Source organism: Alkalimarinus coralli (assembly GCF_023650515.1).
GTDB classification, from domain to species: Bacteria; Pseudomonadota; Gammaproteobacteria; order Pseudomonadales; family Oleiphilaceae; genus Alkalimarinus; species Alkalimarinus coralli.
In genome coordinates this window covers 4726627-4741577 of record NZ_CP096016.1, presented here as the reverse complement: position 1 = coordinate 4741577, position 14951 = coordinate 4726627, and the positions used below count along the sequence as shown (strand labels likewise).

Genomic DNA, 14951 nt, shown 5'->3' with positions numbered 1-14951 from the left:
CAAGACCTCTACCCTATTAACGTTACTTTCGCTTGCGTATCAGCGCTTCCTGACAGACTGAGGCAACTAGTACCCCCTCCTGATTATAAATATTCCCGCGATTCAGCCCCCTGCCGCGGGATGCGCTGGGACTATCCATATCATATAACAACCAGTCATCCACCCTGAAGTCACGGTGAAACCATATTGCGTGATCCAGGCTCGCAACCTGCATTCCCTTATCCATAAACGAAACGCCATGTGGGAGCATTGATGTTCCCAACAAACCAAAGTCTGAGGCATAGGCCAGTATGCATTGATGGATTGCCGGGTCATCCGGCAGTGATGCAATCGCCCGAAACCAGTTTTGCTTGTAGGGTTGACGAATATCGGGAGCCAGGTAATTGATTGGGTTTACCGGCCTGATCTCTATCGGCCTGTCTTGCGTGTACTGCTCCCTGACTTTTTCAGGAATCAGCGCTTTAAACTTCCGCCTTGTTTCAAGCTCTGAATAGATACCCTCAGGGCCAGAGGTTTCAGGCATATCAAACTGGTGTTCAAACCCTTCTTCTGGCGACTGAAAAGACGCAATAAGCGTAAAGATTTCCTTATTCTGCTGTCTCGCAATAACTCTTCTGGTAGAGAAGGTTGCTCCATCCCGCACCAGTTGAACTTCGTATTCGATGGGTAAAGAGTGGTCACCTGGGCGCAAAAAATATGCATGCATTGAGTGGGCATTCTTCCCTTCTACCGTTTTGGAGCTGGCCATCAACGCCTGACCTAACACTTGCCCCCCAAATACGTGGCGAAACCCAAGATTTTCACTATTGCCACGGAAATTAAGCTCATCTATTGACTCTAACGCCAATAATTCCACTAATTTTGCAAGCACTTCAGTCATTTATTGCTCTCTTGTTTAAGAATCACCGCCATAGTAAACCGTAGCTCCTCTGACAATTCAATTGCCAAATGTGCCACAATTATGGGGCATTTCGGTAACCCCGCATACACTGTTTTAAATAACCTGATAGAATCTTACAAGGTTTCATTGGAGCATGGCTTATGAAAAACAGGCACTTACAGGCATTATTAGTAGCATCTTTACTCTCTATTTTCGTTGTCTCACCGGCTTTTGCCATAGACCTTAGATACGACCCAGAGCAAGACGCACCGACCTCCAATGAAGAGCCTTCCTCCCTTGCAAGCGAAAAAAGCCCAAAGCAACTGTTACCCGGCGAAAGAGACTCCAGCAATACCATTAATACTACCCCAGGGTTATCGAAAGACGACAAACGGGCTGTAGAGGCGGCCTCACAAACAGGTTGGGTATTTAAAGCACCTTCACTCTCATCAGATAAAGAGCCCAACATAACTGACGAGCGAGAGTCCGTAAGAATGGCAGAGGAGCAGAGGTGGCGAGAAAGCGGAAAAAATTACGACGATAACCTTCTGAACAAAGATAATTACAGGATCAACGTAGAAGCAGAGTATACGTTTTAATAAGGGAAACCCACGAACCCGTTAAGCTGATAAGAGTCCAGCGTTTTAAAGCAGCGATTGCGATAGCTAATTTGAGCGGAATAAATGCAACTTATGGCTTCGTCTCTGATGTTAGAGTATTAACACGCAGTGCGTCTCGAGCACTCATTTCCCAGCCAGCAAAGTTAGATTTCTTGTCTGTTTCTTTGCCTTTTGCAAGCGCACCTTTCTCTGGTGATGGCTTCTTTGTTTTTGTTGCCAGTGTAAACCGTGCCATGATCTCTCTCGAATGATTCAGCGCAGAAAACTATTTCTGCGCTCTTTTGCAGACACACCTATTATTGCAAAACATTACAAGAAGATACATAACATTACATTTATTTTAGTCTTGGTTAACTGCTTTATTAAGAAGCAGGCGTTAATGCATCTCCTCCTTGGTTGCGCAATCAACACAGCGAGACGAGAATGGCCTTACCGCAAGCCTTTCAGCTGGGATACTGGCACCACAATCAACACAGTCGCCGTAACGCCCTTCATCCATACGAACCAAAGCACTGTTAATCTTGTTGATCTCAGCTTCAGCTTCAACGCCTAACGCTTGCAGTACCTCACCATTTTCCAGTTCAACCGCTTGTTCTGCAAAGTCATGATCGAGTGGCTGTGAAATATCTTTTTTGATACTACCAAGCCTGCTCTCCAGCTCAGACCGCCTGCCTAATAGCTGGGCGCGAATTTCTGAATATTCCTTCATAGGGCTACACCTTTTTAAGATTTAATTTCACACATTCCATGTTTCTAAATATAGCACTCTATTTAGGCACTGCGTTGATGCAGCTCAGTTGTTTCAACTTCATACCTGTCAGTGGATACCGGGTACCCGCTTTGATAAAGCCTGTTTCTCAGCAACACAGTCCCCAGTCAACGCGAAACCCAGCAGTACGCCATCAGGGGACGTAAAAAGGGCCTTTACATTATGACCTTCACGCTCAACGTCCCACTCACCAGGCGAGCCTGGCTGGGGCGGCAACACAACAGCGGGGCAAGCAGGCGTTTTTGTCGCTACAGGCATCACGCCGTAGCTGACTTCAGTTGGTAAGCCTGTCAGTGTTTTTGCCAGCGCGCGAGCACATGCCATCAGCGGCAGCACATAAAGCATCACACGGCCATCAACTTCAGCGCAATCTCCCAGGGCAAACACATCTTTTTCAGAGGTTTCCAAAAGTCGGTCAACCACAATCCCCTTGTTAACCTGCAAGCCCGCATTTTTGGCCAACGCCGTTCGAGGGTTTAGCCCTACCGCAGAGATAACAATATCTGCTTGAATAACCGTGCAATCATCCAATGTCGCTACAACACCGTTGTCTTGAGCATCAACCTGATTAACCGTTTTGCCAAAGTGAAAGCGCACCCCCGCTTCGCTCAACCCGTCTGCGACAGCACTCCCGGCTTCATGCGGCAGTAGTCCGGTAAGCGCCGTTTCCGAAGGCGCAACGACGTCAACGTCATAACCGCCAATTTTAAGATCATTCGCAAATTCGCAGCCAATCAGCCCGGCCCCCATGATCAAAATTCGCTGTTTACCATTCAAAGATTCCCTAAAGCGCCGATAGTCCGCCAGATCATTGATAGAAAATATTTTATCGGTGCCTGAACCTGGTATATTCAGCTGGACAATATCTGCCCCCCAGGCAATAACCAGCTTGCTGTACTTAAGCTCTTCATCTCCAATTCTAACAACATGCTGATCCGCATCGATCCCTGTCACCGTGGTAAACGTTCGAACACCTAACGACAACTGCTCAGCCATTTTCCCTGGATCAGCCATCGACAGCTGGTCTGCTGTTTTGGCTTTTGTAAAACCGGTTGATAGCATCGGTTTGGAGTACGAGTGCCCATCATCTGCAGTAATAAGCAACAGTGGAGTCTCTTTATCCAACTTGCGAATCTCTCGAGCTAATGAGTACCCGGACAAACCTGTCCCTATAATCACAATAGGCGCCTGATCATCACTGGAATCTGAAAGCCTGGAGCCCGCAAACGTTGGGCCTGAGTCGCTAGTCGTCATATTTAAGTCTCTATTTTTTAGTGGTTTACTAGATTTCGATCATCTCAAAGTCTTCTTTTCCGACACCACAGTCAGGGCACAACCAGTCTTCCGGTACATCATCCCAGGCAGTACCAGGCTCAATGCCATCCTCCGGCCAACCTTCTGCCTCATCATAAATCAGACCACATACAACGCATTGCCACTTCTTCATTCTATATCCCCAGCCGTTAATGTATTTCGCAGCCCCAACAATCAAGCTGCTAGCTAACTACCACCGCTGTAAATTAAATCAAAGGTCAGGCTGAACTTCCACTTTATTGACAAGCGTTACCTTTATTCTGGCAACCTAATGCCCAGCAAAGCACTTCAACATCTAAATGGCCATAGCAGACTGGCGACGCTCTGCGCTATAATGCCCGCCTTCACAGCGCTCAGGTTAACGCCCTGAAGCTACCGCAACAGGATCTAATTGATGTCACTAAATGGCCGTTGGCATACATTCCGTCGAGTTCCCTCTTTCTATTTGCCGAACGAATGGCGTGACTGGATACTTGATCGGGGTTCATTGACCCAACGCTTAATCGAAGCCAGTAATGGCAATTTTTCTGTCAGAGTCGTGCGCCAAGCCTGGTTACAACCTAACAGAGATGAAGCGCTCATGCTGGGCTGCCCCATGACCACGCGGGCCTTGATTCGCGAGGTTGAACTCTTATGCTTCGGCGAAACCTGGGTCGTCGCGCGCAGTGTCATCCCCAGCAGCACGCTGCATGGAGAAGAGCGTCAGCTAAAAGCCTTGGGAAACCGTTCGCTAGGCACATTTCTATTCAAGTCTAGAGCAATGAGACGAGGGCCATTGCAGATCACTCAGGCATCTCCCGAACACCTTTCGATGCAAGTGGGTTACTCACTGCACGACCCTCTCTGGGGCAGGCGTTCAATTTTTTATCTTCACGAAAAACCACTACTGGTCAGCGAGCTGTTTTTGCCTGCAGTGCTCAGAAGTCAAGCAAAGCGTTAATAGTTCAGCGCAACCAACCGGTTGCAGGGCCATGCTATAGCGGTAGTATTCTTTATAAGAGAGAGCTTTGCACGATGTTATGAGCGAAGCAAAGACAAGGCAAAAAATGACGAAAAAGCGCAGTTTATGTGTAATAAGTCCCGGTCGACCCAGGAGAGTGCACCATTTTGAGTCATTTTTTAACGATGAATTTGTAAGCGCAGTAGTCGTGCAAAGCTCTCTAAGAATCTGTAAGATAATGGCAACTTTAATACGCCTTGAGAGTAGCTAATGGCTCACCGGCGTTATTCTCAACTACAATCATAACGCCCAAAATATCATGCGCAGCGCTTCTGGTCGAAGATACAACTTTAGAACTCAGCTTCCTTACTACATTCAACTAACGCGCCTTGATCGCCCAATAGGGGTGTATTTGTTGCTATGGCCAACACTCTGGGCACTATGGTTTGCAGCATCTGGCGTTCCATCACTCAAAATACTGTTTATTTTTATTGCAGGGGTCATACTGATGCGGTCTGCTGGCTGCGTCATCAATGATTTTGCAGACCGCAATATTGATGGTCATGTTAAGCGAACCAAAGACCGGCCTTTACCCTCAGGCAAAGTGACCGTCAAAGAAACCTTGATTCTATTTGCCGTACTCTGCATCACCTCGTTTATATTGGTTTTGCTGACCAATACACTCACGATTTATTTGTCATTTGGAGGGCTGGCACTCGCTGCGACCTACCCCTTTATGAAACGCCACACCTACCTGCCTCAGGTCGTACTGGGGGCCGCTTTTGCCTGGGCTGTACCTATGGCCTACGCTGCCGAAACGGGAGAGCTGCACAAGCAGGCATGGTTACTTTATGTGATAACAGTGCTCTGGACTGTCGCCTATGACACCATGTACGCCATGGTTGACCGTGATGATGATATTAAAATTGGCGTTAAATCTACCGCTATTCTGTTTGGTAATGCTGACCGAATGGTCGTTGCCATTTTGCAAACACTGGTCATTCTGGTTCTTTGTATTGTGGGCAACCAAGCAGAGTTAGGGTCGCTGTATTATCTATCGGTTGTGGTCGCTGCGACGCTATTTGTCTATCAGCAACACCTGATCCGTAACCGGGAGCGAGAAGGCTGTTTCAAAGCATTTCTCAACAACCATTGGGTCGGACTGGCGATATTTGTTGGTATTGTTGCAGAGCTTGTATAAGCCTATTTGCCCGTAGCTGGACGAAAAAAGTCACTCTGTCATATATTTGTAACATGTTACCGTTGTAATGGTGAGCCATCGATTCACTCAAATAGGTCAGAGGGTATGACAGGAAAAACCGTACTCATTGTAGACGACGAAGCGCCAATCAGAGAAATGATTGCCGTCGCACTCGAAATGGCAGACTATCATTGCCTGGAAGCAAGTGACGCACGCCAAGCCCACTCATTAGTCATTGATCATTCACCAGACTTAATTCTACTGGACTGGATGTTACCAGGCACCAGCGGTATAGAGCTGGCTCGCCGCTTAAAAAAAGATGAAGGAACCTCTGAAATCCCAATCATCATGCTGACCGCCAAGACTGAAGAAGACAACAAAATTCAGGGCTTGGAAATTGGTGCTGATGACTATATTACAAAGCCGTTCTCTCCTCGCGAGCTGGTAGCACGCTTAAAAGCAGTATTAAGACGGGCAACCCCTCAGGGAAAAGAGTCTCCCATTGATATTGATGGCTTAATTCTCGATCCGGTCGGGCACAGAGTGACCTCTGACAACCAGCCGCTAACCATGGGGCCAACCGAGTACCGGTTGCTACAGTTTTTTATGACCCACCAAGACAGAGTTTATACTCGAACTCAATTGCTCGACCACGTTTGGGGTGGTAATGTCTACGTTGAAGAAAGAACGGTTGACGTACACATCCGGCGCCTTAGAAAAGCACTGGGCAGCAGGCATGAGCACCTCATCCAAACGGTAAGGGGCGCGGGATACCGGTTTTCAACAAAAGCGGCCTAAGAGCCCTTGAGCACGGTTACCAATAACGATGAAAAAGAACTGGCAAAGCTATATTCACCGTATTTTTTTCGCCCTGGTTGCGCTAATCATCATCGGGTTACTGGTCGGGTCTGTTAGCTGGGTACTGGTGTTCGGCCTCGGTGCTTATCTAGCCTGGACATTGGTGCAAGCAATCAAGTTGCATCAATGGTTGTACTCTCCTTCCAGTGAAAACGCTGAACAGGGCAGTAAAAGCACACCTCCTGAAAGCCATGGCTTATGGGGAGACCTGTTCGATGGCATCCACAGTCTTCAAAAAGGTCACACGGTCGCTCAAAATCGCCTAAGAACGATGATTAACAGAGTGCAGGAGTCTGCCAACGCGCTGAATGATGCAGTGATCATGACGGATGCCCGTGGCGCTATGGAGTGGTGGAACAAATCTGCGACCAACTATCTTGGATTCATCCAGCGCTCCGATCATGGCCAACCCATCTATAACCTTATTCGGACACCCGCGTTTAAGACTTATTTTGAACAAAAAGAGTATGATGAGCCCATCGAGCTATCCTCGCCAGCCAAGCCACATATTGTATTACGGTTCAGGATAACGCTATTTGGTGAAGATGATCGCTTGATTATTGCTCAGGATATTACCCGTATTCATAACCTTGAGCAGATGCGGAAAGACTTTGTTAGTAACGTGTCTCATGAGCTGCGCACACCCTTAACGGTTATTAGTGGCTATCTCGAAACACTATCTGGCAACAGTGACTCCCTGCCGCCGATATGGAAAAGAGCACTCAATACCATGTCCCAACAGGCGGGAAGAATGGAGCAGTTGATCAGCGACCTGTTACTGCTGGCCAAGTTTGAAACGGTTGACCAAAGCCAGGCCCAGCAAGAGACCTCCATCCATCACCTTTTAGAGAGTATTCGCAGTGACGCATTAGCCCTCAGTGGCGATCAGGGACATAATATCAAGTTGAAAAACAGCGCCGACGGCTCATTTATTGGCGATGAAAGTCAACTCAGAAGTGCCTTCTCGAATATTATTTTTAATGCCGTAAAGTACACCCCCTCCGAAGGTGATGTTGATATTCACTGGTGGTCTGACGATGAAGGGGTTCACCTTTCGGTCAAAGATAGCGGCGTTGGAATTGACCCTATTCATATCCCTCGCCTGACGGAGCGTTTTTATCGTGCAGACCCTAGCCGTCATAAAGACACCGGCGGATCGGGTTTGGGGTTAGCCATTGTTAAACACGTTTTACGCAACCACGATGGCGAACTGGAAGTAAAAAGCAGCCAGGGCCTAGGCAGCGAGTTTATATGTCACTTCCCTAAAACACGGCATATTGAAAATACCGGGAGCCCTCACGCATAGGCGAAGCCAGTATATTTTGCGGTGGGCTTGGGTGTAATGAGAGCAGGATTAACAAACTGCTCGACACTTAACGCTGCCGCTAAGCCTGATTCACTCATCAACGGAGCACTGAGCTCAACCACCCGCTTACCCATCAAATAGCCCATAGCTGTCACCCGAGCGGCATTTACTGCTATAATCACAGCTCTCAAAAATTGAAAACGGATTTCAATTATTCAAGGAATACATGGATGAAACCCTCCCTCAAAGCCATCGCATTATTATCAACAGCCCTCCTGACCGCCTGTACCTCAACCGAAGACAAAGTGAATGACCTGTTACAGCGTCATATGGATGCCTTTGTGTTTGTAGAAGGCGGGTCATTTATGATGGGGAACCCTGGAGGGTGGAGTGTCCGTCGTGATAGCCTCCCAGCCCACAAGGTTACGTTGGATAGCTTTTCTATTCAGAAGTATGAGGTGACGCAGGGGGATATGGATCTGTTTATGGAGGTGACGGGGTATACTTATATTGATGACTTCTATGCAAAAGACAAAAGTAAATATCAAAATAGATTTTCCGCTGAATTACCTGCACCAACCGCATGGGCTGACGCTAGAGCATTTTGCCAATGGATAGGTAAACTCAGCAATAAAACTATTGATTTACCAACAGAAGCACAATGGGAGTATGCTGCACGTTCGCGAGGTAAAATGTATCGTTTTGCCACCGATACAGGGAAAGCAGTTGCAGGCGTCAATATGGCTCAAGAAGCTAAAAAGGGCGTTTTCGACCACAACGCCCTTCCAAAAGCGCCAGGAAGCTTTCCTCCTAATCCTTTGGGGTTATATGACATGTCTGGTAACGCCGCTGAATGGGTCCTAGATAATTACCAGCCAGACTATTACGAAAACTCACCAGAACTTAACCCACAAGGCCCCGAAAAAGCAAAAACAAGCGGTCTTAAAAGCGGTCCTATAGACCACCATAAAGTTGCTCGCGGCGGGCGTTTTTATGACTTTTGGGGTAATACAACCGTTTCCCGTTTAGATAAACCTCAGGAGCTAATGGGGTTAGATACAGGGTTTAGGTGCGTCATGCAAAACTAGTTGACTGTCATTCAAGATCAGGGACAAAAGAACCAGCTCTACTGTTAAGCCAATTTCGAGCTCTACTACTTTGCCTGGACTGATAAAGTAAATGATCAAAAATTCTTCTATAGTTATTCAATAATGTCGTTGAGTTGCCTTTTTGACCTTCCCGCCCCATTAAGCGTAACACTTCTATAAACTCACACACTGCCCACAACGCCCCCTTATCTGTTATTATTAGCCATAGATTGAAAACGGACTTCAATTAACGGCATGTTATCAAGGAATATATAGATGAAACCCTCCCTCAAAACCATCGCATTATTATCAACAGCACTCCTGACCGCCTGCACCTCAACCGAAGATAAAGTGAATGACCTGTTACAGCGCCATATGAATGCCTTTGTGTTTGTAGAAGGCGGGTCATTTATGATGGGGAACCCGGGAGGGTGGAGTGTTCGTAAAGATACACTACCTGCTCACAAGGTGACTTTGGATAGTTTTTCTATTCAGAAATATGAAGTCACTCAAGGGGATATGGATTTGTTTATGGAGGTGACGGGGTACACATCGACCTACGTTAATTACGATCGGTTAAGAACCAATAACCCAAACCGCTTTGTTGATAAATTACCTGCTGCGGTAACATGGGGTGATGCAAGAGCCTTCTGCCAATGGTTGGGCAAGCTAAGCAACCAGCTGATCGACTTGCCCACCGAAGCTCAGTGGGAGTATGCAGCTCGCTCTAGGGGGCAAATGTATCGTTTCGCTACCGATACAGGTGAAGCAGTGGAAAATGTTAATATGGCCGCAAGATCAAAAGGCGGGTTTTCAAACCCAAAAGCTCTTCCTCACCCCCCAAGTAAATTTTCCCCAAACCCTCTTGGGCTTTATGATATGTCTGGTAACGTAGTTGAATTAGTACTAGATAATTATCAACCCGACTACTATCAGCACTCACCTGAACACAACCCTAAAGGCCCGAAAACAGCCAAAACAAGCGGACTTGATGGAGGCACAACATACCATCTAACAGTTGCTAGGGGAGGGCGTTTTTATGATTACTGGGGCAACACAACGGTCACCCGCTTAGAGGTACCAAAAACATTAATGGGCCTGGATACTGGGTTTAGGTGTGTCATGCAGAACTAACTACCTTCATTCAAGGCTAAGGTAGAAAGATCCGGCTCTATTTTTAAGCCAATTTCTAGCTCGACTACTTTGCTTAGACTGATAAAGTAAATGGTCAAATATTCTTCTAAAATTAGCAAGTAAAGTACTTGAGCTACCTTTTTGGCCTTCACTACCCATTAAGCGTAGCACTTCTATAAACTCACACACTGCCCACAATGCCCCCTTATCTGTTATTATTAGCCATAGATTGAAAACGGACTTCAATTAACGGCATGTTATCAAGGAATATATAGATGAAACCCTCCCTCAAAACCATCGCATTATTATCAACAGCACTCCTGACCGCCTACACCTCAACCGAAGATAAAGTGAATGACCTGTTACAGCGCCATATGAATGCCTTTGTGTTTGTAGAAGGCGGGTCGTTTATGATGGGAAACCCTGGGTTAGGTTGGGCTTTAGGGGCTGACTCTTACCCAGCCCACAAGGTCACGCTGGACAGTTTTTCTATTCAGAAGTATGAGGTGACTCAGGGAGATATGGATTTGTTTATGGAAGTCACGGGGTATGTTTCTGCTTACAAAAACTATGACAAAGATAGGGAAAGATACCCCAGTCGTTTTGTCGCCAAACTCCCAGCCGTTGCTGCTTGGAGTGATGCCATGGCTTTCTGTAATTGGGTAGGTAACAGCACAAAAAAGACTATTGGGCTTCCTACAGAAGCTCAATGGGAATATGCGGCTCGCTCAAGAGGAAAAATGTATCGCTTTGCCACTGATACAGGTGAAGCTATCGCTTCAGTCAATATGGCTTCGCGATCAACAAAAGTTTATACAGACCCAACCGCTCTGCCTCTTCCCCCCGGCAGTTTCCCTGCCAACCCGCTAGGCTTATATGATATGTCTGGTAATGCAATAGAGTGGGTACAAGACAACTACCAACCGGATTACTACGCATATTCTCTAGAGCATAATCCCAAAGGCCCAAAGAGTGGACAAATTCATGATTCTGACTCCACCATGGATCAACAAAAAGTCGCCAGAGGCGGCAGTTTTTCGGACTTTTGGGGCAACACAACTGTTACTCGTATGAATATTCCACAATCTTTAATAGGTCTAGAAACAGGATTTAGATGCGTCAAGCAAAACTAATTGAGTATCACTCAAGGTCAGAATAAAAAGAACCAGCCCTATTATTAAGCCAATGTCGTGCTCTACTACTTTGACTGGACTGGTAAAGCAAATGATCAAATATTCTTCTAAAATTAGCAAGTAAAGTACTTGAGCCACCTTTTTGGTCTTCCCTCCCCATTAAGCGTAACACTTCTATAAACTCACACACTGCCCACAACGCACCCTTATCTGTTATTATTACCCATAGATTGAAAACGGACTTCAATTAACGGCATGTTATCAAGGAATATATAGATGAAACCCTCCCTCAAAACCATCGCACTGCTATCTACAGCCCTCCTTAGCGCCTGTACCTCAACCGAAGACAAAGTGAATGATCTGTTACAGCGCCATATGGACGCCTTTGTGTTTGTAGAAGGCGGGTCATTTATGATGGGCAACCCTGGAGGGTGGAGTGTTCGTCGAGATAGTCTCCCAGCCCATAAAGTCATGCTGGATAGTTTTTCTATTCAGAAGTATGAAGTGACTCAGGGGGACATGGATCTATTTATGGAAGTGACAGGGTATGCGTCTTCTGATGAATCTTATGACAGAACAAAAGAGCAATATCCAAATAGATTTATGAGCAAGCTACCTGCCGTTGGTTCTTGGATAGATGCACAAGCATTTTGCCAATGGCTCGGAAAAATTAGCAATAGACCAATAGACCTACCAACAGAAGCGCAGTGGGAGTATGCTGCGCGCTCTCGTGGACAGGTGCTTCGTTATGCTACCGACACTGGAGAGGCTATTGAAGGCGTCAATATGGCAGCCGCATCAAAAGGAGGTTTTACAGACCCTACTGCTCTCCCCCTCCCTCCAGGAAGCTTTCCTCCCAACCCCTTAGGCTTGTATGATATGTCTGGCAACGCATCTGAGTGGGTGCTAGACAATTACCAGCCAGACTATTACGAAAACTCACCAGAACTTAACCCACAAGGCCCCGAAAAAGCCAAAACAAGCGGTCTTAAAAGCGGTCCTATAGACCACCATAAAGTTGCTCGCGGCGGGCGTTTTTATGACTTTTGGGGTAATACAACCGTTTCTCGTTTAGACCACCCAAAAAGATTGATGTGGTTGGATGCAGGGTTTAGATGCCTACTGCACACAAAAAACGCAGCTATTCAAGCTCAGGATAAAAAGAAGCAGCCCTATTATTAAGCCAATTCCGTGCTCTACTGCTTTGACTGGATTGGTAAAGCAAATGATCAAATATTCTTCTAAAGTTATTCAATAATGTCGTTGAGTTTCCTTTGCGACCTTTTCCACCCATTAAGCGTAATACCTCTATAAATTCACGTTCTGACCTCATGCTCTCCAATAACTTCATACAAGCTGCAGCTTGTAGCTCATCATCATCGAGCTGGTAGCTGTATGGTTTAAACACATATGTTCTGCATATCCTATCCAAGCTCTCTGCTTTAGCGAATGGAGTCAACGGCTTTAAGTTACGAGGAGATAACAATATGTTCCTGCATTCATCTTTCGCATAATTTTGATCGAAAGATAATCGACTAAAGTTCTTTACAATCTGTCGCTCAGCCATACCTGCGAGTGCGTATATCGACTCCCCCACAGCAATATGCAAACGGGTAATCTTCGATATCATGTCAAACGCAGTCTCAGACACCCACTCCAAAAACCGAAAGTCCGATTCCTCCAGCGCATGCCGTACAAACTGAATCAGCTCGACGACTTGCTCTACACTTAACTCTGCTGCCACACCTCCCGCCCCGCCAGGGCCGCACACCAGCTGAGCGCTCAGCTCAGCAACAAACTTACCTTCTGAATATCCAACATTAAAATCCAACCCTAACCCAACACCAAACGCTACAGAAACACTGGGTGAAACTTTGACCAACTCATTGAAACTGGCTAGCGTTGGCTGAGCGACTCTGCCAGATTGCTGCCTGCTTTGGCTCACAGGTTTCGCCCATTCAACTTTTAGCTCTGCTTCATTCTTTAGCATGCCCCCGGCAAATACGTTGCCGTTCATCTCGCCGCCAACGCTCAGATCCCTAGGCTTTGTTTCTACGCGCAACTTAGTCGAGAGCATAGCGCACGCCCCCACAGAGCCTTGTACCTTTAATTCAAACGTGGTTCTGAAAACCCCACAATGAAGCTGTTTTAGCTCACCATGGTCGCCTTGATAGCTTAGCTTAAGCTCATGACCCGCTTCACTTGGAAGGTGTAAGGTGCAGGATGCACTGGCTTTTAGCAGGCTGAAATCCGCACTGGTTTCGCCCCCAAGGTGAACTCTTCCCTTTTTGGGATCATATTCTCCAGCAAACTGGGCTCCCGCTGAGAACCTCATCAATTGCGCTTCTGCACTGGCGGTAAATTGTCGCTCTTCTGGTACTGACTCCCCATCTAAGTTGACTTTAAATAACTCTTTGTTGAGCTGGTTGAAGAAGTTATCTTCTTTGCTTTGCCACGAATTAAACACCAGGTTGGCACTGAAATTTTCTTTTAGGCCTTTCGCTGCCTGCTTGGCTGCACCTTCTATTCCGGCCCGGTTTAACGTGAGAGACCGCTTTACCTCACTCATAGAGATTTTTTGCCAGCCCTTTTTAAACTGATCAAGGACATCTCTGCGGATATAACTAAAACCTGAGGTGCCGGTACGTTTGATTTCAACGAGTTGATGCGCATAACGTATATTCGGCATTTGCACGGCACCTTCTACGGGTACCCGTGCCGCCATCGTTTCATAAAAAGCATTCTTTTTTTGTTGTAAGTTTTTCTTACTGGCATGCAGCTTCTTTTGGCTGCTTTCATAACGAGCTAACTCATCAATATCTCGCTGATAAAGTCGATTCTGTTTAGCGGCTCCATGAAGAAACTTGAGCACCCTCAAACCAAGCATTTCAGAGGCATTACTATCGATATGGTTTTCTATCTGAAGCGTGTTAATTTCAATATCGGAGAGGCGGTTTAATTCAGCAGGTGAGACATAGTTAACCATGCCCGTTTCATCATTCAGGGTTTTAGCCTGTTCTCTTAGTCGCTTTATTTCTTCATCTCGTTCAGGCGGTGTTTTTTGGTATGCGACTCGATAGGCGACCTCACTCTCTACCGCTTCTTGAAGCTTGCTAATTCTGCCTTGTTCCCTCTCTAGCACCTTTCGCTTTTGTTTGACGGTTTCTTTTAAGTTATCCAGATTTTCCCCTAAATCAAAATACGTTTGCTGCAGGGTCGCCAGGTAACGCGTATAGAACCCCCGGGTTTCTGGCGCCAAGAGACTGTGTTGCAGTTCTTTTTCGATAATATGAATATCACTCCCCACTCTTTTGTATCGGTTAAGCTGTCGTTCATAGCGATGTTTAGCTAGTTCAGCTTGTGCTTCATAGCGCTTTAATGGCGTTAAGCCTGTAGAGGACACTAAAGGCGGGATAAGCTTTTCTGCTTTAAGGGACTCCCAAGTCTTTTTCTTTACGTCTAAAATCGTTTCATTAGGTTGTGAGTAGGCATCCAATAGATTTTTAATGGGGGCTGATACAAGTTCCTCTTCTTGCTCTAACACTTTAATTTGGTCTTTGGTAAGGCAATACACCTGAGCGTTGTCGCCTGTGACATGAACTAAATCAGTCCATTCAATTTCGCACGCAGGTGGTGCAATGCCAGGCATTTTATTTGGGTTTTCTTTACAGAGAGAGGTCATTTAGCATCCTTGCTGAGTGGTCAATA

The 14951-nt window shown here is 46.3% G+C and carries 16 protein-coding genes; 9 read left to right on the top strand and 7 right to left on the bottom strand.

All coding sequences use genetic code 11. From position 1 onward, the window contains the following. Positions 1-22 precede the first annotated feature (22 nt). The gene (locus tag MY523_RS21410) at positions 23-880 is read right to left on the bottom strand and encodes an acyl-CoA thioesterase (protein WP_250656697.1); all 858 of its coding nucleotides are present in this window, start codon (positions 878-880) and stop codon (positions 23-25) included. A gap of 161 nt (positions 881-1041) precedes the next feature. Between MY523_RS21410 and MY523_RS21405 the strand changes: the two genes are divergently transcribed. Further along, the gene (locus MY523_RS21405; RefSeq protein ID WP_250656696.1) at positions 1042-1479 is read left to right on the top strand and encodes a hypothetical protein; all 438 of its coding nucleotides are present in this window, start codon (positions 1042-1044) and stop codon (positions 1477-1479) included. A gap of 91 nt (positions 1480-1570) precedes the next feature. Here MY523_RS21405 and MY523_RS21400 read toward each other — a convergent pair whose 3' ends face one another. The 4 genes from MY523_RS21400 to MY523_RS21385 form a co-directional block, all read right to left on the bottom strand. After that, positions 1571-1735 (bottom strand): hypothetical protein, encoded by a 165-nt coding sequence (locus MY523_RS21400; protein ID WP_250656695.1) that lies wholly within the window; start codon positions 1733-1735, stop codon positions 1571-1573. A 141-nt stretch (positions 1736-1876) separates the two neighbouring features. Continuing rightward, positions 1877-2209 (bottom strand): TraR/DksA family transcriptional regulator, encoded by a 333-nt coding sequence (locus tag MY523_RS21395; protein ID WP_250656694.1) that lies wholly within the window; start codon positions 2207-2209, stop codon positions 1877-1879. A gap of 108 nt (positions 2210-2317) precedes the next feature. Continuing rightward, the gene (locus tag MY523_RS21390; RefSeq protein ID WP_250656693.1) at positions 2318-3523 is read right to left on the bottom strand and encodes an NAD(P)/FAD-dependent oxidoreductase; all 1206 of its coding nucleotides are present in this window, start codon (positions 3521-3523) and stop codon (positions 2318-2320) included. 28 nt (positions 3524-3551) lie between these two features. Continuing rightward, positions 3552-3716 carry a rubredoxin gene (locus MY523_RS21385; protein ID WP_250656692.1) on the bottom strand — a complete coding sequence of 55 codons (165 nt, stop codon included), beginning with the start codon at positions 3714-3716 and terminating at the stop codon, positions 3552-3554. Between the two features lie 261 nt (positions 3717-3977). On the opposite strand from MY523_RS21385, the gene MY523_RS21380 reads away from it, so the two are divergent. The 4 genes from MY523_RS21380 (at position 3978) to phoR (ending at position 7888) form a co-directional block, all read left to right on the top strand. Then, complete coding sequence (locus MY523_RS21380) at positions 3978-4523, top strand: chorismate--pyruvate lyase family protein (protein ID WP_250656691.1); 546 nt, start codon at positions 3978-3980, stop codon at positions 4521-4523. A 319-nt stretch (positions 4524-4842) separates the two neighbouring features. Then, a complete protein-coding gene (gene ubiA / locus MY523_RS21375) occupies positions 4843-5724 on the top strand; it encodes a 4-hydroxybenzoate octaprenyltransferase (RefSeq protein WP_250656690.1) in 882 nt (293 codons plus the stop codon). Between the two features lie 105 nt (positions 5725-5829). Further along, positions 5830-6522 (top strand): phosphate regulon transcriptional regulator PhoB, encoded by a 693-nt coding sequence (gene phoB, locus MY523_RS21370; protein ID WP_250656689.1) that lies wholly within the window; start codon positions 5830-5832, stop codon positions 6520-6522. Between the two features lie 28 nt (positions 6523-6550). Next, positions 6551-7888 (top strand): phosphate regulon sensor histidine kinase PhoR, encoded by a 1338-nt coding sequence (gene phoR / locus MY523_RS21365; RefSeq protein ID WP_250656688.1) that lies wholly within the window; start codon positions 6551-6553, stop codon positions 7886-7888. Here the strand turns inward: phoR and MY523_RS21360 are convergent. Beyond that, on the bottom strand, positions 7879-8034 hold the full coding sequence (locus MY523_RS21360) for a hypothetical protein (RefSeq protein ID WP_250656687.1): 156 nt from the start codon (positions 8032-8034) through the stop codon (positions 7879-7881). The two genes, phoR and MY523_RS21360, sit on opposite strands and share 10 nt — an antisense overlap. Before the next feature lie 84 nt (positions 8035-8118). Between MY523_RS21360 and MY523_RS21355 the strand changes: the two genes are divergently transcribed. The 4 genes from MY523_RS21355 to MY523_RS21340 all read left to right on the top strand — a co-directional run bounded on the left by MY523_RS21355 (position 8119) and on the right by MY523_RS21340 (position 12425). Then, entirely contained in the window at positions 8119-8976 is an 858-nt protein-coding gene (locus tag MY523_RS21355; RefSeq protein ID WP_250656686.1) for a formylglycine-generating enzyme family protein, read from the top strand. A gap of 276 nt (positions 8977-9252) precedes the next feature. After that, complete coding sequence (locus MY523_RS21350) at positions 9253-10110, top strand: formylglycine-generating enzyme family protein (RefSeq protein ID WP_250656685.1); 858 nt, start codon at positions 9253-9255, stop codon at positions 10108-10110. Positions 10111-10385: 275 nt separating this feature from the next. Further along, positions 10386-11243, top strand: coding sequence for a formylglycine-generating enzyme family protein (locus tag MY523_RS21345; RefSeq protein ID WP_250656684.1), 858 nt, complete (start codon positions 10386-10388; stop codon positions 11241-11243). A 276-nt stretch (positions 11244-11519) separates the two neighbouring features. Beyond that, a complete protein-coding gene (locus MY523_RS21340) occupies positions 11520-12425 on the top strand; it encodes a formylglycine-generating enzyme family protein (RefSeq protein WP_250656683.1) in 906 nt (301 codons plus the stop codon). Here the strand turns inward: MY523_RS21340 and MY523_RS21335 are convergent. Next, a complete protein-coding gene (locus MY523_RS21335) occupies positions 12385-14925 on the bottom strand; it encodes a hypothetical protein (protein WP_250656682.1) in 2541 nt (846 codons plus the stop codon). The two genes, MY523_RS21340 and MY523_RS21335, sit on opposite strands and share 41 nt — an antisense overlap. Between the last annotated feature and the right edge of the window lie 26 nt (positions 14926-14951).